Below are 19,998 nucleotides of genomic sequence, written 5' to 3'. Positions count from 1 at the left end.
ATTGACTGGATACTCCTTCATATCTTGCCCTTAAAGTCAAGTACAATTTATACCAAATTAGATGAGCTTACCCTGCTTTAAGCACTGCAAAAAATTCGCGGACACTGTAGGCAATCATGGTATTTTGGTGAAATTTGCCCCAATCCGGCGTTCCTAAGCCGATCGCCTCTACGCCCAACTGGCGGCAGATATAAACAGCGCGGGCTAAGTGAAAGTTTTGGGTAACTAAAACAGCTTTGGTTATGCCAAAAATCTCTTTCGCCCGGTAGCAACTTTCATAGGTGCTAAATCCGGCATAATCGAGAATGATATTATTAGTCGGTACGCCCTGGGCTTCGGCGTACTCCTGCATTGCTTTGACTTCGTTGTAATCGGCGCTGCTATTGTCTCCTGTCATCAAAAGTTTGCCCGCTCGCCCCGCTTTGTACAAATCGACGGCTGCTTGCACTCGATCGGCTAACATTGGGGTGGGAGTGCCGTCTTCCCAAACTCCGGCACCGAAAACAATGGCAATTGGTTCGGCGGGAATCTTAGCTACATCGGTCCGTAGGTAGTTGCTTGTAACTAGCCTGACGTAGTAGTTGAGGGCTAGAGGTGCGATCGCTGAGGTTAATATTAACAGCCCGATGGCAAAGCGCCATGGAATTATAAAGGATTTATGCAACATAAATTCAAGTTAACTTCCCATATAATTACACAAACAACCACCTTCGCCTGTCTCAAAAATGTCTAGTTACGGAATTTACATTATATTAACAAAAATATGATTCAACAACAGCCAAGCTTTGAATTGCTGGAATCATTTTTATGGGAACCAAAAAACGGCTATTTTTTGCTAGACAGACATCTTCAAAGATTAGAGCGATCGGCTAATTATTTTAATTTCCCCCTATCACTAACAGAAGCAAGCAAAGCTTTACAAGAATTAAGTATGACTTGCGGGTCAGTCAAACAAAAAATACGGTTAACAATATCTAGTGAGGGAAACATAACATTACAAGCTCAGACACTAGATAGCGGTATCTTAAAAATCGGTGCATCTGTGGGAATTGCCCGCAAACCGATCGATTCTCAAAACCCATTTCTTTACCACAAGACAACTTACCGATTGCCTTATACAATGGCTTTGGAGTCGCAGCCCGAATATCAGGATGTCTTTCTGTGGAATCAAGATGGAGTTATCACCGAATCCACGATCGCCAATATTGCGATCGATACACCCGCAGGTCTAATCACACCTCCGGTCAAGTGCGGTTTATTACCGGGGACGTTTCGTTCTCAACTTTTAGAGGAGGGAAAACTCAGAGAAGAATTAATTACCTTAGATGATTTGCACAGTACCCAAACTCTATTTCTCATTAACTCCGTTAGGGGTTGGATACGCCTCAAAAAAGAAGCAAGCCGAGATGTTTGGAAAGTTGTAAGTAATGGCTGAGATAACGCTTTCAATCGATTTTAGTAGGTGCGAACTGTGCATCTTACTACTACAGATAGTGTCAAAATTGACTCATTACCTAAGTCCTGAAAGTGTTAATTATAGTGAAATCTATTATGGAAAAAATACAACCTTGGCATTGGCGAAAGCTTCCCCTAAATCAGCGCAGCGGATCTGAAATTTTTCAAATTTTATTTCTCGGTAAAACTGCCGACAGTGCAAGCTCAATATCGGATTGTTTCCGCCGCGATATGGCTGTTCTGCTAGAAAGTCCAGTTACATCTTCTACTAACTTGGCACGATATTCTATTTGTGCAGGTTCTCCCCGGATAATTAACGGTCAATCTCAGCTATGGACACCGCCAGTCGGTGAAATTTTACCTTTTTTACGCGCTCTTTTGGACTCTCAAAATCAAAATTTAGCGGTCAATGTACCGCCGGAAATTCCTTTTACGGGGGGTTGGTTGGGATGGCTAGGTTATGATTTAGCATGGGAAATCGAACACCTGCCCCAACTCAATACCGATCCGCTTCCTTTCCCGGTTAGCTGTTGGTACGAACCAGAATCTTTTGCGGTTTTAGACCGGCAAACGCAAATTCTCTGGTTGGCTGCGAGTCAACCTTCTCAACTCGATGTTATGCAGCATCAATTAGAGCAAACAGATCGAGAAATAATCGAGAATAATTTACCGGAAAATTATCAAGAAAATTCGGCTACTCCTATTTTTAAATTATCTCAGAGTGAATATAAAGAAATAGTGCGAAAAGCTCAGAAGTATATTCATGCGGGCGACATTTTTCAGGCTAATTTATCTTTGCGGTTTGAAGCCCGTACAGATTGCAGTAGTTGGTCAATTTACCGCGCTTTGCAACGGATCAATCCTTCGCCTTTTGCAAGTTATTGGCAAACTCCTTGGGGGGCGATAGTTAGTTGTTCGCCGGAAAGACTCGTTCAATTATTAGGAAAAAAAGTGGATACTAGACCCATCGCGGGAACGAGACCGCGAGGTTTAACCTGCATTCAAGATGAGCAGTTAGCACAGGAATTAATAGAGAATATCAAAGAAAGAGCCGAACATATTATGTTAGTTGACTTAGAGCGCAACGATATCGGGAGGGTGTGTGAATGGGGTTCGGTAAAAGTTAACGAATTTCTGACGATTGAACGCTACAGTCACGTGATGCACCTCGTCAGTAATGTTATCGGTACATTAAGACGAGATTGCGACGCGATCGACTTAATTCGAGGGGTATTTCCGGGCGGTACGATTACAGGTTGTCCGAAAGTGCGCTGTCTGGAAATCATCGAAGAATTAGAACCTGTGAAGCGCAATTTATTTTACGGTTCCTGTGGTTATTTGGACTGGCGCGGCAACCTGGATTTAAATATTTTGATTCGCACCCTTTTATATGCACCAAAAAGTGACGGTACGACCGGGGGAGTTGTTTGGGGACAAGTGGGTGCGGGGATTGTTGCTGATAGCGATCCAGAAAGGGAATGGCAGGAGTCGCTGCATAAAGCTCAAGCTCAAGTTAATGCTTTGAAATTAGCGGAAATATTTGATTAGATGCGTGTTACATAAATCTAATTGTTAAGATAGTTGAAAATTTTTATCGTCGATTTACTTTTGATGTAATACTAATTGAAATCTATCGAAGACCAAAGATTTCAATTAGTATTACTGTTAGGGAACTGTTGGGATGGTGTTGCCTGATAGTTTTTTTAGCGATCGCACTGTGAGTCATATCAATTCCGGCAGTCAGGCCGGAATGATATCAAATCCGCGCTTAATCGTCGGGCGTAAAGTCGAATCCCGAGGCCAACAACTAATTGGCGCAATTTTCATTTTTTTGACCCCTCCTTCTACAGTCAACAGTCATTAGTCATCAGTCAACAGTCAACAGTCAACAGTCAACAGTCTATTGATTGTCCGAACCTACTGCCTCAGAAATAGAACTAAATCCGCGTTCTTCTAACTTTTGCAACAACCCTTTTAGAATCCGGCGCACCATCCAAGGCCCTTCGTAAACCCAACCAGTGTAGACTTGAATTAAACTCGCACCGGCGGCTATTTTTTCCCAAGCATCTTCGGCGGTGAAAATGCCACCAACTCCAATTATGGGTAATTCGCCTTTTGTATATTGCCAGATAAATCGGATTACTTCTGTCGATCGCTCCCGCACGGGAAGCCCGCTAATTCCCCCGGCTTCTTCGGCGATTGGTTTGCCTGTTTCTCGCAATATTTGTGTTTTCAATCCGTCACGGCGGATAGTGGTATTTGTGGCGATAATTCCTGCTAGTTGGTAGGTTTTTGCTAAGTCGAGGATTGATACGATCGCCTCCGACTCCAAATCCGGTGCAATCTTGACTAAAATTGGCTTGATTCCCTGATTTTCTTGTTGCAAAATTTCCAAAATTGTGCTGAGCCCAGCAGCATCTTGGAGCGATCGCAACCCAGGCGTATTTGGAGACGAAACGTTGACTACAAAATAGTCGCCCCAATCTTTCAGCAGCTTAAAACTCTCCAAATAGTCGGCTGCGGCTTGCTCTAACGGTGTTACCTTAGATTTACCGAGATTGATGCCCAAGGGGAATCGAGACTGAGGCATGGGGCGCGAGGCATCGAATTTTGACTGTTTCTGTGCTGCCTGAAACCGGGCTGCCATTGCCGCGGCTCCTTGATTGTTAAATCCCATGCGGTTGAGGGCTGCACTGTCCTCCGTCAAGCGAAACAAGCGAGGTTGGGGGTTTCCCGGCTGTGGTTGACAAGTGACAGTGCCAAGTTCGGCAAAGCCAAAGCCAAAATTTGCCCAAATGTCAGCAGCTACGCCGTTTTTATCAAATCCGGCGGCTAAGCCGACAGGATTGTTAAAGCTCAGTCCCCACAAAGATTGTTCGAGGCGAGAATCTTGGACTCCCAAAGATTTCTGCAATCTGGAGAGCATTTGGCTGGTTGCGGGGTTTGACTGGGTTCTGGCTGCGAGTTCTAGAACTTGGAGAGTTCGGTTGTGCAGCCACTCGGCATCGGTTTTCAATACGGAAAACAACAGCGGGCGTACACTTGATTGATAAATATCCAATGATTTGTACTGGGGCAATTTACAAATTAGAAATGAGAAGGGAAATAAAAATATTCACGAGCCGACAGCGAAGGCGAAGTTTTTACTTTAACTTCGATCGACTTTATCCAATGTTTGAGATTGAGGGATAAGTGAGACGATTATATTATAAGTTGACTCTTTTGCATTTTATTTTTTGGAAATTTTAAGTTAGTAATTTTAAATTAGACAAAGGTGCGGGGAAGCTTGGAAATGGGGCAGCAGCAAAGACCAAAGGATTTAGACGAACAAATCGCGACCCTAGAGCGCGTTCTCCAGACTCTCCGAGAAGAGGAGAATGTTGAAGTGCTACTTTCGACCACACTCGGTTACTTGCAAACGGAATTTGACTGGGGGTTGATTTGGATCGGGTTGTACGATCGACAGGCCCACAGATTATTCGGCAAAGGTGGCATAACTCCTAACGGCGACCTGTCTTTTCTCAAACAGCGGTTTGCTCTCAGTCCGGGGGATTTGCTCGAACAAGTGGTGATTCAGCTTCGGCCGGTGGGAGTCCCGGATTTGCGATCGGAAAGTAGAGCCGGAGAATGGCGCAAAGCAGCTCAAACTTTCAATATTCAAGGCACGACTCTGTTTCCGCTGCGCTACAAAGACCGCTGCTACGGCGTGATTTTGCTCGGCACTGAGGTGTGGGGAGCGTCGCCCAAGTCGGGGGAAAAAACGCAGTTGGCGATCGTATTTGGAGCGCTGGCAAGCGCTCTTTACCAAATAGAAAAAGACTGGCAGCGACAACAAGTTAAACACCCAGACGAGTCTCTTTTAGCGCTGCTTTCGCAGTTGGGGGAATTGCGATCGCTCGACCAATACTTGCAAGCGGTGGTCGAAAAAACTCATGAATTTATCGAGCCGACGCGCACCAATGTTTATTGGTTCGAGCGAGAGCGACGCTATTTTTGGCGCCGAGTCAGCAACCGCGAAGTTACTCCGGGTTTGGGCGGGCCGAGCCGAGCGGCTTCGGGCATCACCGTCCAAGACTTGGGCGAATTTTATCAGGCTTTGGGCAGGGAAGAAATGGTTTGGATCGGTGAATCTCAAAGTTCTCTGAAAACTGAGCTGACGGGGCGGTTGATGCAGCAAATCCGCGCTCGCTCTCTGTTGGCTGCGCCGATTGTTTCGGAAGGGGAATTGTTGGGCTTTTTGGCAGTCGAAGCCAGCGAACCCCGGATTTGGCAAGACAATGAAAAGCATTACCTGCAGGGAGTGGCGCAGTTAGTGGCTCTGACGGCTCCTGTGTCCCAGATGGAGGAGAGGATTCAGCAAACTGAGATCGATCGAGATTTAACTGCCGGAATAGCTCGCGCCATCTACAGCGATGCTGACTGGGAGGCGACTTTGAAAAATACCGCCGAACAGTTGTGCGGGCGGCTCAAATGCGAATACTTTTTGCTGCTGCTGTACGGCGAAGAACAAAATCGCTTTGAGATTGTCTGCCAAAATTTGCCCCGCAACCGCAGGCCAGTGCCGTCGCCGCTCAACGCCCTCGATGTGGCTGACGTGGGGCTGTTGCAAGAAAGTGCACCTGTGGCTATTGAAAATTGGGAGGAAGACGGGCGGTTGGGTGCTTGGCGGGAAGTGTTGGCGGAGGCGGGGGTGCGATCGCTTTTGGCATCGACCACTCGGAGGAAAAATGAAGAGGGAGAAAACCCCAATCTCAAATCGAAAATCGCCAATCGAAAATCGATCGAGGGTTTGCTGGTTGTCGGACACAATGCAACTCGCACTTGGAAGCGATCAGAGCAAGAATTAGTTCGGCTAGTGGGCCAACAGCTAGGATTGATCCTGCACTCCTGGCAGCAGAGTGCGGAAATCGAAAAATATCAGCAATTTGAGCGCTCGCTCAAATCGGGTTTGGCGGTTTTGCAGCATTCTGAGGAGGAGCAATCTGAGCAACCGATATCTGCTGCTTCACCGACGATTTTCCCAGAGTTGCCGCTACAAAAGCTCGATCGTAACTTTGCTCAACACGTTTCCCAAACACTTTCCTGTCCTTTAGTAGCCGTAATTACTTGGAATCCGGGTCAGGAGGAAGGTTCAATTGCGACGGCGCTAGCTGCCAATCCCGTATTTGCCCTCAATCCCGAGGCGGTGATTCCTGTCCAAACAGATGCTTTGATCCAACAAACCCTGGCTGCTAACTGCGTGCTGCAACAGAGCACAAGCCAACTGCAACTGGCGACGAAGCGGTGGCTCCGCAGTCCGGGAATTGGCGAGATTCTGACGGTGGCGCTGCGGACTGCCCCAGAACACGCTCCGGCGGGCATTGTGGTGGCTGCGGACGCTCCGGGCCGCCAGTGGTCGGAGTTGTCGGTGAGTTTACTCAGCTCGATGGCGTCTCAGTTGGCTTGGTGGCGCAGGTATTTGGCGGTGCAATCGGCAAGCGAGTCGCAGCGATTGGATCTGGAGCTGCTCAACTGGTACAAACAACGCCGTTTTGAGGACTTTTACCGCACTGTGGGAGCGGGGGTGAAGGAGTTGGGGGAGTTGAGTCAGTCGATTTTGCAGTCGGCTAAGGAGCAAAAGGATGCTCTGAAAATTTTGCGCTACCAGCAGGTTTTGCGGCACATTGGCAATGCTGTGGGCTCAACTCATTTGCTGCTGAAACAGGAACAGTGGCGGCTGCAATTTGCACAAGATGCGGTGCCTGTGAGCGCTTGGCTAAGGCGATCGCTCGATCGAACGGCCCCCCTGGTCAAACAGTCGCAAGTCTTGCTGGAAGTACACAGAGAAAGTGCTGTGTCGATGCCTGCGGGTCAGACTTTGAGTGTTCGCGGGGACAGTATCAAGCTGGATTTGATCCTGTGCGAATTGCTGGCGACGGCTTGCAGGCGCTCGGCAGTTGGCGCCAAGATTGAGATTCGCTCTCAGTTGTTGGGGGAAGATTTGTTAGAATTGTCTGTGCTCGATAGCGGCGCGTGCGATCGACAGTTAATTGCTGCTTTCAACGGGGATTCCGAACCCGATATATTAGCGGTTTCTGCAAATAGGTCGATCGTGCAAAATCTCTTAATTTGTCAGCGAGCAGTACGCTTAATGGGGGGGGACTTTTATTTAGAAATGTTAGAAAACAATTTAATTGTCGCTCGTTTAGTGATCCCCCTAGCCCATTCTTAAAATTCTGTACCCGCGAGTTCACCCCTATCTGCAATTCACATACTCCGTAGTTATAAACCAACCCCTACCCAACTTTTAGCGGTCAAGTGCTTCAGGTGCACCCTACATAATTAGGTTCTGCGTCCAACAGTGGATGATTGATATCAACTCCGTTTGATGGGGACTTGTATTAGATCGAGCTCTGTTAGGTCGTAAGATTAAATGAACCGCGAAGACGCAAAGAGCGCGAAGGAAGAACTGCACCTTCTTCTTTCTCTTCCTTCGTGTCCTTTGCGCCTTCGCGGTTTAATTATTCCGATGCAACCGGATGCTGTATAACATCCAAGGTATTAAAAACCCTCTGCCTAAACCGATGAAGTAACAGTTTCCTCCGCCTCAGAACTGGCGAAAAACCTTTGAGTAATCCAAGCAGTTACAATATGAGAAAGCAATCCCATCGGCCCAGCAAAAAAACACAAAGCCAAAGAATGAACCGTCCAAACTCCTGTCCGCTGTCCTTCCAAATAAATCCAGCGCCCGACAAACAAGTCCATCACTAAAAAATGTATCCATCCCGTAGCCGCCGCCGTTTCTTCCCCCAGAAACTTAGCAATATCTGCTAGCTTGGGATTGGACAAAGCTGCCGCATTTTCCGCAGTTAGACTGCTACCAAACAAATATATGTACAAAACGGCGAGCATCGCAAACGGAATAAAGGAATTCATCACTTTTCGGGTAATTCCCCAGTTTGGTAATAAAATCATAATTGCCCAGAAAGGCACAACGAACAGATTACCGACATTAAAAATTAGTTCTGGGGTCATAGTTGGCTCTTGGCTCCTGCGAATGCAATTCAATTAAGGATGTTAAGATTACTTTACACAATTTTTGCGGAAATTTCTCAAAACCGGAAAAAAATCTCCTTCACAAATGAAATAGAATTGCTATACTTATCTAAAATTTCAAATCTCGCATCTAAAATCGATTAAGGCAGCACAGCCCATGACAAATTATAATAACTTTGCCGATTGGTGCAAGCACAAAGAAAATATCTCTCTCGGCGCCAAACATACGGTAGAAATACTGTTGCAAATATCAGATACTTCAGATTGCGATCGAGCCAATGAACTGCTTTCTAATACAACAGAACTCAACCTAAAAAATCTTCAAATTACCGATATCAGCCCCCTCTCATCTTTCACTCAACTTACTAATCTCATCCTCGGCAGTAATCAAATATCTGACATCGCTCCCCTGCAAGCTTTAACTAACCTGAAAAGTCTGGTTATAGATGTCAATCAAATATTAGATATCAGTCCACTTTCATCTCTAATAAATCTGACTATACTCGTTTTCGATACCAATCAAATCTCAGACATCAGTCCCCTAGCAGGTCTAACTAATCTTACCGCGCTTGTCTTGTTTGATAACAAAATTTCCGACATCACTCCGGTGAAAAATTTAACTAAGTTAAATGCGCTGATTCTCTACAAAAATCAAATTTCAGATATAGCTCCTCTGGCAAATTTAACTGAACTCCAGACACTCTACCTTTACAATAATAAAATATCCGATCTCACCCCGCTGGCTTCCTTAAAAAATCTGACTACGCTGTTTCTGTTCGGAAATGAAATATCTGACATTACTCCGTTGAAAGCTCTAACTAACTTAAATAAATTGGTTTTATTCCAAAATCACATCTCCGATATTAGTCCTTTGACATCGCTCACTAATTTAATTGAACTCAATCTCGGTAACAATCAAATATCCGACATCAGTCCGCTGAAATCGTTAACTAATTTGACTGAACTTTATCTGTTCAACAATCAGATTTCGGATAGCAGCGCGCTACAAGCTTTAAATAATTTATTTTTGCTAGACTTGTACAATAATCAAATCTCTGATATCAGTTACCTGCAATCTTTGCAAAAGTTAACTAGCTTGGACTTGCGCGGGAATCCCATTGTTAATAAAAGTTGTCCTGTCAATCCTGAATCTATATGTCGGTTTTAATTCTTAATGTCGAGGCAAGATGACGGTTTATAGAGTATAATGTTTAAGGTTAATATCAGGAGAAAGTGATGAGCGGACACGATGCTTTGATGTTAGGATTGCTGCTGTTGCCAGGTTTGGCTTTGTCGATCGCAATTCTGGGCGCTTTTGCCGCTGGTGGATAACCAGTTTTTAACAGTCCTCAGCGCTCAATCACCAGTTTACTGGTTTCGAGAGGGCGGGTTTATCTACTTGTTGAGTTGTCGGAAATATCTTGGGCAAAACCCGCCCGCTTTCTCTACCAATTTACAAAAATTGTGCTGTCACATCCGAATTTACCAAAGTATTCGCGCACAAAATACCCGATGCTGCGACGGCGGGCACCCCAATTCCCGGCATTGTGCTGTCTCCCACGCGATACAAGCCTTTGACGGGTGTTTGTGGCCCGGGCCAGGTGCCTTTTCCGGCGGCGATTGCAGGCCCGTAAGTTCCTTGATATCGGCGTAAAAATCGGGCGTGGGTTAGCGGTGTGCCGATCGACTCTAAGACTATCCGCGATCGCAAATCCGGTATAATTTTTTCTAAAGCTTGAAACAGAGATTGCGATCGCTCTTGCTTTTTCTGCTGATACAATTCGCCATATTTCCAACCTTCGTAAGGTTCCAATGTATAAGCGTGAACCGTGTGATGTCCGGGCGGCGCGAGAGTTGCATCCCAGACTGTAGGAATCGAAATCATGCAAGTATTTCCGGGTACTGTAATGTCAATCTTGCTGTCGTGAACGACGACGTGGTGGCCGGTCAAACCTTCGAGTCCTTCGGCTTTAATTCCTAAATGCAGGTGCATGAAACTGTCTACTGCTGGCATCGACAAAGCGTTTTTTCGATAGCTTTCCGGCAAATCTTCGGGTCGCAGTAACTTTGTATAAGTATCCCAGATTGTGGCATTTGAAATGACAATTGGGGCGCCGATAACTTCGCCATTTTTCAAACGAACGCCAGTGGTTTTGCCCGCTTCAACTAATATTTGCTCGACGGGAGCTCCCAGGCGCAATTTTCCTCCCCAGCGCTGCAAACCTCTCACTAAAGCATCCACGATCGCACCGCTGCCACCTACAGGATATTCGATCGCACAGCGCGATCGTTCGCCAATCATAAAAGCTATTTCCGGGGCGACAGTTCCGTGCGCTTTTAAACCCGACAGCAAAAAGCACTCCAAATCAATCAAACGCCGCACCCAAGGGTCACGCACGTCCCGATCCATCAAGGAACCTGCTGAACCCGCGATCGCACCTACCAACGGTAACAGCTTCAGCAACGCAGGCGAGTACCGAGACAGCAAAACAGGTATTAACTGCCAGTCGGATCTCAGCGCTAAAGCCGGAATTCCACGCAAAGCTTCATACAAAACTAATAAATTTTTTTGAAATTGCTGTAATTCTACAGCACCTTGCGGTGCAAACTTAGATACAGCATCTAAGTAACTTCTCGCATCAGCATAAATCGGTAAACTTCCCTCTGGAAAATGGTAATGTCCCAGCGGATCGTAGGAAATTGCTGCGATCGATTCCTCTAAAACATCAAAAACTTGCCGCAAAGGATTGAACGACCGGGGGTCAGTCAAACCGCAATAAAAAGAAGGCCCCGAATCAAAGTGAAATCCTCGGCGCGAAAAGCTGTGAGCTGCCCCGCCCGCTATGATGTGGCTCTCGCAGACGAGCACCCGCTTGCCGTAGCGAGCTAGCATCGAGCCTGCGACTAAGCCGCCAATACCGCTGCCAATTACGATCGCATCAAAGTCTTGCATTTATCAAATGTGGTATAATTGTATTATTTCTTGCTGAGTGTTGACAGGGTATTTTTATGGGAGGAAAACTATGAAAGCTTTATCTATTTTAGATGAAGTTGTTCGCGAATTAGAACAAGACGTGAATCTTTCGCGCATTAAAAAAATAATATTTTTTGCTTGTAAAGAGTTCTGGGAAAACGACCCCGCCCAACTTGCCAGCGCAGATGTAAGGATTTTAATTGAAGAACTGTGCGCCAAATACAGCAGGTTAGAAGATATTGAAGCAGTTTTAAATAGTATAGTCTCTAAGGTTAATAAAAAAACCGAGTATGCTTTAGTAACAGACCTCATAGTCTGTCAACTTAGCAGGCTGTATGAATTTGAAGATTTCACCAAATTAGAAATAAACATATCTAGTTTTGGCGGTCAGGAAGCTCCCGCATTTGAAGAGCACTTTAGTTCGGAAGTACCCAGCAGCGAAGAAAGGGCAAGAAACCCCGGCAAATTATTTGATGTCAGACAAAAAGTTTTGCAGCAAACAAATCCGCTGAGGGCAAAAATCCTAATTTTTTCTACTCTTTATCACCAGTTTACTTTTAGCGATCGCGATTGGCTCCTGCTGAAAACTCAAGAACTTGACAATCTACTGCGACAACTGTTTAATGTCTGTGGCAGCCTAGCCGAACTCGAATCTCGATTGTACACAACTGCTAGCAATCTCGACAACAGAGATGAAAACGACCAAGCTGCGAGCGTAATCATCAAAGCGATGAATCCTTGTTACGCAAAAATGCAACAGGAAGAACGCGATGGAGCCGAAGATTCCGCTAGCGAAGATTACGATCAGACACATTTAAACAACACTGTTTATGAAGAGAGCGAGCTGGTGGACAGGCGCAGCGATTATTTTGAGCCAGGAGATATTACTCACATCATTCAAGCTGCTCCAGCTCACTATCATTATGACCCCCAGAAGAGTTACTTAGTGCCGGACACGGCCGAAAATGTGCAGTTTAAAGAACCCCAAAGCAGCAATAATTCTGCTGCTGATTTCAGACAGGAAATGGTAGAAACATTCCCCGTGGCAGAAATGCCGACTATTATCGACATTTTAGAACCGACCGCTCCTGTTATAAATATTAGCGATTCCATCAAACGCAAGTTGGAATTGGAAGAAGAAATGACAGAATTAGTCAGTCAAAGTGCTAACTCTGCAACGGCGCAAATAGAAAATCTATTCACTAAGTTAGAAGCTGCTTTGAACGGAAAATTTTCTACGGTAAGTGTAGAGGAGCGTTTGTACTGGAAATATAAAAATCTCAGAGAGTATGTAGGGAAAGTTCAGAAGTTTACCGATAAATTGCTGGAAATCTTGAGCGAATTGGAGTCAAAAGAAAGCGGTAAATATCCTTCTCAAATCACCGAAAACCTGAGCGACAATATTTCAGACCTAGCGCAGGAAAACTCTAGCCATAAAGCAAATCAGTATCAGCTTCTGGAAATGGCAAAGCAAGGCAAACCAAAGGCGATCGCCCAATTGATTAATCAATTGCTACAGCCTAAAGGAATTGCTGCTACAGCGGGATTTAAAGATGGTTGGCTCCATGTAATTCTGGAGTCTGCTGAAGTACCAAACCAACAGGCGACAGCTACATACATTCACAAAAAACTGTGTACTTTAAAATCACAATATCTTACTCATGTGAAAATTCACGGGCGACAGTTAGGCAGCAAAACAGTTTTTTGGACTCAAGAATTTGTCAATTAAACTCATTAAATGCCCCAAGTCAAGTCTGAGGCTACACAAACTAACTCGGCCTGCGTCAACTGAAATTCAAGAAATTTCATCAAATTTCTCAGACTCAAGTCTAGCGCTACAAAAACTAAGTCCGCCTGCGCGAACAGAAATATAAGCAGTCTAGAAATAGCAGATTGTACCTAATTCACCACAAAAAAAATATGAATGCCAGCGAAATTTTAAGGAGATATACATCAGGAGAACTAGATTTTCAAGGTATGAATCTCAGAGGCGTATACCTGAGCGGTGCTGATTTAATTGGCGTCAATTTAAGCAGTGCTGACCTCGGGGGTGCAAACTTAGCGATGTCATATCTGAGCAGAATTAACCTTCAGCGTGCAAATTTAACTAATACAAAGTTGTGCGGTGCTAACTTAAATCAGGCCAACTTGAGCGGAGCAAATTTGTCCGATGCAGACTTCCACGGAGCCACTTTGCAAGGTGCAGACTTTCGCAAAGCCAACATTTCTTTGGCAGTTTTTATTGATGCAAACTTGAGCGATGCAGATATGCGAGGTGTGAATTTGCAAGGTGCAGATTTGCGCGGGGCGTGCTTGCGGGGTGCAAATTTGCGGAAGGAGCTGCGGCTTTTTGAGGGTGCAAATTTGCGGGGTGCAAATTTGCAAGGTGCAGATTTGCGGGGCGTCAATTTGCAAGGTGCAGATTTGACTAAAGCTAATCTCAGTCACGCGAATTTGACTGAAGCATTTCTGGGAGAAGCAAATCTGACTCAGGCGAATTTGAGCGAAGCTATTTTAGATGGCATATTTTTGACTGAAGCAACTTTGGTAGAAACAAATTTTTCCTGGGCTGTAATGGCTAATGCTAAGTTGGAAAGAGCTGTGTTACTTGATGCTCAATTGGCTGGCGCTAACTTGCGGGGTGCATTTATGACTGATGTTAAGTTGAGCAATGCTAATTTAATCATGGCTGACTTGAGTCGAGCTAATTTGGTGCGGGCTGATTTGAGTCGAGCTAATTTGAATCAGGCAAATTTGAGTGAAGCTGATATGACTGATGCTTACCTGGCTAGAACAGATTTGCGGGAGGCAATTTTGCACCGCACAACTTTGATTAGGGCAGATTTGAGCACTGCTAATTTAACGGGTGCTCAGTGGCGCGGTACAATTATGCCGAATGGAGAAATGCACGGGTAATTACTTCTAGTAGCAATTTAACGCTCTCGGCAAAATAGTTAATTTAATAGTTAAGGAAATTTCGTACAATAAAAAAAAGAGGCGAATGCTGTGTTAGATTCAGGAAAAATTTTACAAGAACGTTATCAATTGCAACAGCGTTTAGGACGCACAGCGGCCGGTCATCAAACTTGGCTAGCAGTAGATTTAGAGTCTCAAGAACAGGTGACACTAAAAATGTTAGCTTTTAGCCCGGAAATGCAGTGGGAAGAGCTCAAGCTTTTTGAAAGAGAAGCACAAGTTTTGCAGGCGCTAAATCATCCCCGCATTCCTCGCTATCGAGATTATTTTTCCCTGGAGCGGGAAGCCGGAGCAGGATTGCCTTGGTTTGGGTTAGTACAAGATTATATTCCGGGATTTTCACTTCAGGAATTGCTAGAAAAAGGCCAGAAATTTTCAGAAAAACAAGTACGAAAAATTGCCACTGAAGTGCTGGAAATTTTAATTTATTTGCATGAATTAAGCCCCCCAGTTTTGCACCGAGATCTTAAGCCGAGTAATTTAATTTGGGGGGAAGATCAGCACGTTTATCTAGTAGATTTTGGGGCGGTACAAGCTCAAGCGGCGGTGACAGGTGTAACGTTTACAGTGGTAGGAACGAGTGGCTATGCACCCTTAGAACAGTTTTGGGGGCGGGCGGTGGCGGCTTCGGATTTGTATGCTTTGGGAGCTACTTTAATTCATTTGTTAACGGGGGTGACTCCTGCGGATTTGCCACAGAAAGATTCTCGGATTCAGTTTAGCGATCGTGTGAGTGTGAATCCTAGTTTGGTAAGCTGGATTGAGAAGATGACGGAAATCGCCTTAGAAAAGCGTTTCAGCGAGGCTAGAGAGGCTTTAGCAGCTTTGAAATCGGGAAACATACAAGGGGCTAATCTTCAAATTGAGACTGTGAGGAAAATTGCCAAACCGCGTCACAGTCGCATTCAAGTTAGCAAATCAGCGACGGAGTTAAACATTAAAATTCCGTCTAGTTTAGTCAGAAAGCCTTTTTCAGTTTCTGTTAGAGGAATATTTTTTTTACTGCTACTGGGGCCAATACCTTTATTATCTTTTATACAAGTAAATTTAGCTATTGGATTAGGATTGTTTACGATTATAGTAGCTATGGGATTAGGATTGTTTACGATTATAGCAAGTATCTTACTTAAAATTGTGGGTCAGGGTAATAAAATTACATTTAACCGGAATTACTTTAAACTGGAACATCAGATATTTGGTTGGACTTCTTCACAACAAACTGGGAAAATTTCGGAAATTTTGGGTACTTTTATATATACCATGACTGATGGAAATCAAATCAGGATTCGTTCAGGTAACGATAGGGGAACTTACTTTTATGTTTTAGCAACAGAGTTGAAAGAGGTGGAGGCGGCTTGGTTAGCGCAAGAAATTCAAGATTGGTTAAATTTAAGATAATTTTTTGTAGGGGGAAGCCTTGGTGATTAATTTTTTTTGTATAATAGACATCTCCCAAATAAAAATGGGTTACGCACTCACTTATAGGAGGTCTAAAATACCGCAGATTCCAGGTTCATTAAGTACAGTAGCAACAGCGTGTAAACCCGTTTGTGAATTCTTTAGTATTGAGTAAATAAGCGTCCAGTAGCAAGTAAAACATCAAGCTGGAGTGGTAGTGGTTGGAGAGAACTGACGTAAAAAAGCTTTCAGTTGTGACCACCATAATTCTATCGGATTAAAGTCTGGAGAATAGGGTGATAAATTGAGGATACACTTAGCCAGCCGATTGAATCAAAAGTTCAATCGCCGCCAGCTTGTGGATCGGGAGATTATCCATAACAACGACTGCACCTTTCCATAAATTTGGCACTAAAAAGTGTGCAATGAAAAGTGCAAAAGCCTTACCATCCATCGACCCCTGCAAGTGTCATTAATCCTACTACTTTTTTTAAGCTGATTGCTCCGATAACTGTGAACCAGATCGCCCAAAAAACATTGAATTTTAATTCAAATTTATCCTTTCACAGGCAAAACGATCGCAAACTCAGTGCCAACTCCAGGCTCCGCATGCACCTCGATGCTTCCGCCATGTTTTTCTACCGCAATCTGGTGGACAATTGCCAACCCCAATCCAGTTCCTTTGCCGACACCTTTCGTCGTGAACAAATGGTCGAATATCTGCTGTTTTACTTCCTCTTTCATCCCGATGCCGTTATCAGCAATTTTAATTTTAATGTGCCCTTCGCCCAGTACATCAGTGCAAATCGTGATGCGGTTGGGATTTGCAACAATTTCACTAAAACTTTGTCCTACATTTGACTCTTCTAAGGCATCGATCGCATTGGCAAGCAGGTTCATAAAAACTTGATTTAATTGACCGGGAAAACATTCGATTTTAGGGAGATTGCCGTATTTAGTTATCACTTCTATCTGCGGCCGGTGTTCGTTTGCTTTGAGACGGTGTTTCAAAATTAAAATAGCGCTATCAATGCCTTCGTGAATATTAAAAGGAACTTTGTAGTCTTTGTCGCCTCGGGAGAAGGTACGCAAACTGTTGCTGATGCTGCAAATGCGCTCGCACCCAAGTTGCATTGAATCAATCATTTTCGGTAAATCTTCCAAAAGATAGTCGAGGTCTATCTCTTCGGCGTGGTCTGCTATTTCCGATTGCGATGCAGCAGAGCGATATAATTCTAAGTGTTCTATAACATCTTCTAAACTTCTTTTACCTTCGCTTAAATTGCCAGAAATAAACCCAATCGGATTGTTAATTTCGTGGGCGACTCCGGCGACTAAATTGCCCAAAGCCGACATTTTTTCGTTTTGCACGAGTTGCAGTTGCGCTTGCTGTAAATCTTTTAAAGTTTGTTCTAGCTGTTGGTTTTGCTCTTGCAAAAGTTCCCCTGCTCGCTTGCGATCGGTGGCATCAACACCCAAACCAATAATCCCGAGCGTCTCACCCTGGCAATTTTTTAGCTGCACTTTCGTGACTTCTAAATAGTGTAGTTTACCGTCAACAAATCTGAGAGTTTCGCTGGAGTAATGCGGCAAATCTTGGGCAAGGCAGGCGGCATCTGAAAGCAGACACCCCGCTGCATCCTCTCCCAGTATATCTTTGTAATGATCGACAGCTAGGAAAGCGCTCACAGGCACGCCCACATTTTGAGAAAAGGTTTTGTTCAAAAACTGTACTTTACCACTGGGATTAACCATCCAAATCCAAATCGGAGCGACATCAAGAATCGCTTGGAGCATTTTTTTCTGATCGGCAAGCTGAGCTTCGGTTCGGCTAATTTTTACTAGCGATCGCTCTAATTGTTGGTTGTAATCCTGATATTTTTTATATAGGAGAGCATTTTGCAAACAGATGGCTGCCTGGGAACACAGGAGATTGAGAAGTTGCAGCCGATCGCGGGTAAAAACTTTTGCGGTTAAGCGATTTTCCAGATACAAAATGCCCACTAAGTTGCCTCGATCGAGAATCGGCCAACACAAAAGGCTCTGCGGTTGGTATTTGAGGATGTAGGAGTCGGAATCCCAATCACGTTGTTGAGCGAGCTCCCGAACAATCACAGGTTTCAATAAATTTTTAACGCAGTCAACAATTTTGAGGGGCAAGATATCGCTGTTTTCATCGAGTGTTGCCGATGATAAGTCGATCGCCCACTCGACTCCCGAATTGTCGAGCGCGCTGGTAGCCACGATTTCCCATTGATTGCCGTTTGGCAAAATCAGCGCTCCTTTGTTAGCTCCTGTATTTTTCATCGCCAGTTGCATCAGTTTGGCAATCAGTCGATCGAGTTCTCTTTCACTAGAGAGCGCTTGACAAGCTTTGAGCAGTGTTGAAAAATTACCGAAATCTGAGACGCTCGCCGAAACAGACGGATGAATGGATGGATGAATGGATGGATGAAGCGATTGATTTGGGCCAGCAGGTGTTGGAAAAGTTGCTAATGGATTTTCAGGGAGTTTTGCGGGTTCTAAAATCGGTTTTAATAATTGAGGATAACGTTTTTCTAAGTCATCAATTTTGGCTCTATCTCCCCAGCGGACATAGCAATCATAGGCATCTATCATGTAGAGTCGGGCAATTTTTTCTCTTCCCAATGACAGGTAGAACTTAGCAGCGAGTTCGCAGGCAAGAGCTTCTTCATTGACATATTCGTTAGCTTGAGCTCCGGTAATAGCTCGATCATAAAGTTCCATTGCTTCTGCTGTCTGTCCCAAAACACCCAGCAATTCTGCCTCAACCAGATCGAACTTGTGTTGGTAATTGATCGGCGTATGGTGCGCGAATTCTTTGAGTTTTTTCTGACTAGCCCCAACGCGATTCAGGATTTGTTGGCGCTCCGCCGGTGCGGCATCTGCATAGATTGCCAAATGTGCCAGTGCATCATAAAAGTCGTGCATCATCGTTACTAGCATCAAAACACAATTCCCAAGATAAGGTTTGCCTCCATTTCGCCTGTCGATTGGCTGCGGATTACGGCTCGAATATATCCCGAATCCGTGGCCTCTTTTTGCTAAAGTTTATATACATCCATCTAGCAGGTAACAGGTAAGATAAATTGAAAGATTGGAAAGTTTAATGTATTTGTAAATAATCGGTCGGGGTTCGAGTTCGTAGAGAATGTCTGTTCGGTTGAGGACTATTTCTACGGATGCAATTAACGCTCGCTAATCCAACTTTTTGGGATTGTGGCCGCACCGCCTTCCGCAAATCCTCCGCCACAATGGCGTAGGTTGGAGAATTTGGGCGGCAGGTTGTCGGTCTTTGTCGCGCATGAACCGATCGATAGCCGATCGAGAATCAGTGTACGATTGAGCGATCGGGCGATATCCCGGCATTACCGCAGTCAAATCTACTACATCTACTGTTGCGTCCATATCGGCTGACCTCAACTCCGACATTAGCTTGACAAAACTTATTGTATCTATCTTAGGGCATAAACCGCATAAATTTTGATCGCCAGATCGAAAACTCCAATTATCTGTTAATGAACAACATTTTATACTTGGGCGATCGCGATTAAAGCTTTTTACTTACGTATAAGTTTCTGCTATTAATCTCAAATGCGATTCAATGAACGCGAAATACCGTATAAACACCGCAATTTCCTGGCTTGAAAAATACAATCGCTAATTAATTAAATTTAATATAGCTCGATCGCCCAAATTTCCGCGAAGTCGGCCAAAAAGTTAGTACCTTAAAAAGTCCAAATATAATCTAAAGAAATTATAAAGAATCCGTCTTGAAAGCAGTGGCATTCCAGTCCCCCCTAGAAAAGGACAGGGCCGTTGCATTGTGGTGAAACTCCCCCTCCACTCTACTTCCGACCTAATAGCCCTCCCAGGGTTAAAACCAAATCAAATAGTAATAAGCAGTAGTCTTCACATGACCGAAAGCATCCAGGATACAATCCCCCGGACTCATCCGTCCAGAAATAAAAAACCTGTATCCGATGAAACTTGCCCCCCGAATTTATCCGTGGGGTAATGCTTCAATTCTTTAATCTAAAATCTAAAATCTAAAATCGATTGACTAGACCTCTTGCGAAAGTCTCAGGCGATCTCTAATTTAGTCTTTAAAGAAAGTTCATAATTATAAATGCCAGCGA

14 protein-coding genes are annotated in these 19,998 nt (G+C 44.5%); 7 read left to right on the top strand and 7 right to left on the bottom strand.

The features are described from left to right. Positions 1-67 precede the first annotated feature (67 nt). Complete coding sequence (locus tag QT996_RS26185) at positions 68-667, bottom strand: ElyC/SanA/YdcF family protein (RefSeq protein WP_333050216.1); 600 nt, start codon at positions 665-667, stop codon at positions 68-70. Between the two features lie 96 nt (positions 668-763). On the opposite strand from QT996_RS26185, the gene QT996_RS26180 reads away from it, so the two are divergent. Both QT996_RS26180 and QT996_RS26175 read left to right on the top strand, forming a co-directional pair. Next, on the top strand, positions 764-1,435 hold the full coding sequence (locus QT996_RS26180) for an aminotransferase class IV (protein ID WP_333050213.1): 672 nt from the start codon (positions 764-766) through the stop codon (positions 1,433-1,435). Between the two features lie 116 nt (positions 1,436-1,551). After that, positions 1,552-3,003, top strand: coding sequence for an anthranilate synthase component I (locus QT996_RS26175; RefSeq protein ID WP_333050211.1), 1,452 nt, complete (start codon positions 1,552-1,554; stop codon positions 3,001-3,003). A gap of 352 nt (positions 3,004-3,355) precedes the next feature. Here QT996_RS26175 and QT996_RS26170 read toward each other — a convergent pair whose 3' ends face one another. Next, positions 3,356-4,516 carry a quinone-dependent dihydroorotate dehydrogenase gene (locus QT996_RS26170; protein WP_333050210.1) on the bottom strand — a complete coding sequence of 387 codons (1,161 nt, stop codon included), beginning with the start codon at positions 4,514-4,516 and terminating at the stop codon, positions 3,356-3,358. Between the two features lie 231 nt (positions 4,517-4,747). Here QT996_RS26170 and QT996_RS26165 point away from each other — a divergent pair, with 231 nt between their 5' ends. Further along, entirely contained in the window at positions 4,748-7,666 is a 2,919-nt protein-coding gene (locus QT996_RS26165; RefSeq protein WP_333050208.1) for a GAF domain-containing protein, read from the top strand. Between the two features lie 344 nt (positions 7,667-8,010). Here QT996_RS26165 and QT996_RS26160 read toward each other — a convergent pair whose 3' ends face one another. After that, positions 8,011-8,469: an ABA4-like family protein gene (locus QT996_RS26160; protein ID WP_333050207.1), complete on the bottom strand. Its 459-nt coding sequence runs from the start codon at positions 8,467-8,469 to the stop codon at positions 8,011-8,013. A gap of 178 nt (positions 8,470-8,647) precedes the next feature. On the opposite strand from QT996_RS26160, the gene QT996_RS26155 reads away from it, so the two are divergent. Continuing rightward, positions 8,648-9,658 carry a leucine-rich repeat domain-containing protein gene (locus QT996_RS26155; protein WP_333050206.1) on the top strand — a complete coding sequence of 337 codons (1,011 nt, stop codon included), beginning with the start codon at positions 8,648-8,650 and terminating at the stop codon, positions 9,656-9,658. A 285-nt stretch (positions 9,659-9,943) separates the two neighbouring features. Here QT996_RS26155 and QT996_RS26150 read toward each other — a convergent pair whose 3' ends face one another. After that, on the bottom strand, positions 9,944-11,443 hold the full coding sequence (locus QT996_RS26150; RefSeq protein WP_333050204.1) for an NAD(P)/FAD-dependent oxidoreductase: 1,500 nt from the start codon (positions 11,441-11,443) through the stop codon (positions 9,944-9,946). 70 nt (positions 11,444-11,513) lie between these two features. Between QT996_RS26150 and QT996_RS26145 the strand changes: the two genes are divergently transcribed. The 3 genes from QT996_RS26145 (at position 11,514) to QT996_RS26135 (ending at position 15,838) form a co-directional block, all read left to right on the top strand. Further along, positions 11,514-13,193: a hypothetical protein gene (locus tag QT996_RS26145; RefSeq protein WP_333050201.1), complete on the top strand. Its 1,680-nt coding sequence runs from the start codon at positions 11,514-11,516 to the stop codon at positions 13,191-13,193. 191 nt (positions 13,194-13,384) lie between these two features. Then, positions 13,385-14,380 (top strand): pentapeptide repeat-containing protein, encoded by a 996-nt coding sequence (locus QT996_RS26140; protein WP_333050200.1) that lies wholly within the window; start codon positions 13,385-13,387, stop codon positions 14,378-14,380. Between the two features lie 90 nt (positions 14,381-14,470). After that, on the top strand, positions 14,471-15,838 hold the full coding sequence (locus QT996_RS26135; protein WP_333050199.1) for a serine/threonine-protein kinase: 1,368 nt from the start codon (positions 14,471-14,473) through the stop codon (positions 15,836-15,838). A gap of 201 nt (positions 15,839-16,039) precedes the next feature. Here QT996_RS26135 and QT996_RS28750 read toward each other — a convergent pair whose 3' ends face one another. The 3 genes from QT996_RS28750 to QT996_RS26125 form a co-directional block, all read right to left on the bottom strand. After that, positions 16,040-16,150 carry a transposase gene (locus QT996_RS28750; protein ID WP_445304595.1) on the bottom strand — a complete coding sequence of 37 codons (111 nt, stop codon included), beginning with the start codon at positions 16,148-16,150 and terminating at the stop codon, positions 16,040-16,042. A 243-nt stretch (positions 16,151-16,393) separates the two neighbouring features. Further along, positions 16,394-18,805, bottom strand: a complete 2,412-nt coding sequence (locus QT996_RS26130) for an ATP-binding protein (protein WP_333050217.1) — start codon at positions 18,803-18,805, stop codon at positions 16,394-16,396. Positions 18,806-19,057: 252 nt separating this feature from the next. After that, a complete protein-coding gene (locus QT996_RS26125) occupies positions 19,058-19,267 on the bottom strand; it encodes a hypothetical protein (protein ID WP_333050198.1) in 210 nt (69 codons plus the stop codon). Between the last annotated feature and the right edge of the window lie 731 nt (positions 19,268-19,998).

Source organism: Microcoleus sp. S13C4 (assembly GCF_036700865.1).
In the GTDB taxonomy this organism is placed as follows: domain Bacteria; phylum Cyanobacteriota; class Cyanobacteriia; order Cyanobacteriales; family Microcoleaceae; genus Microcoleus.
Note: the sequence above shows the minus strand (reverse complement) of the source record. Positions and strands in the feature narration are given on the sequence as shown.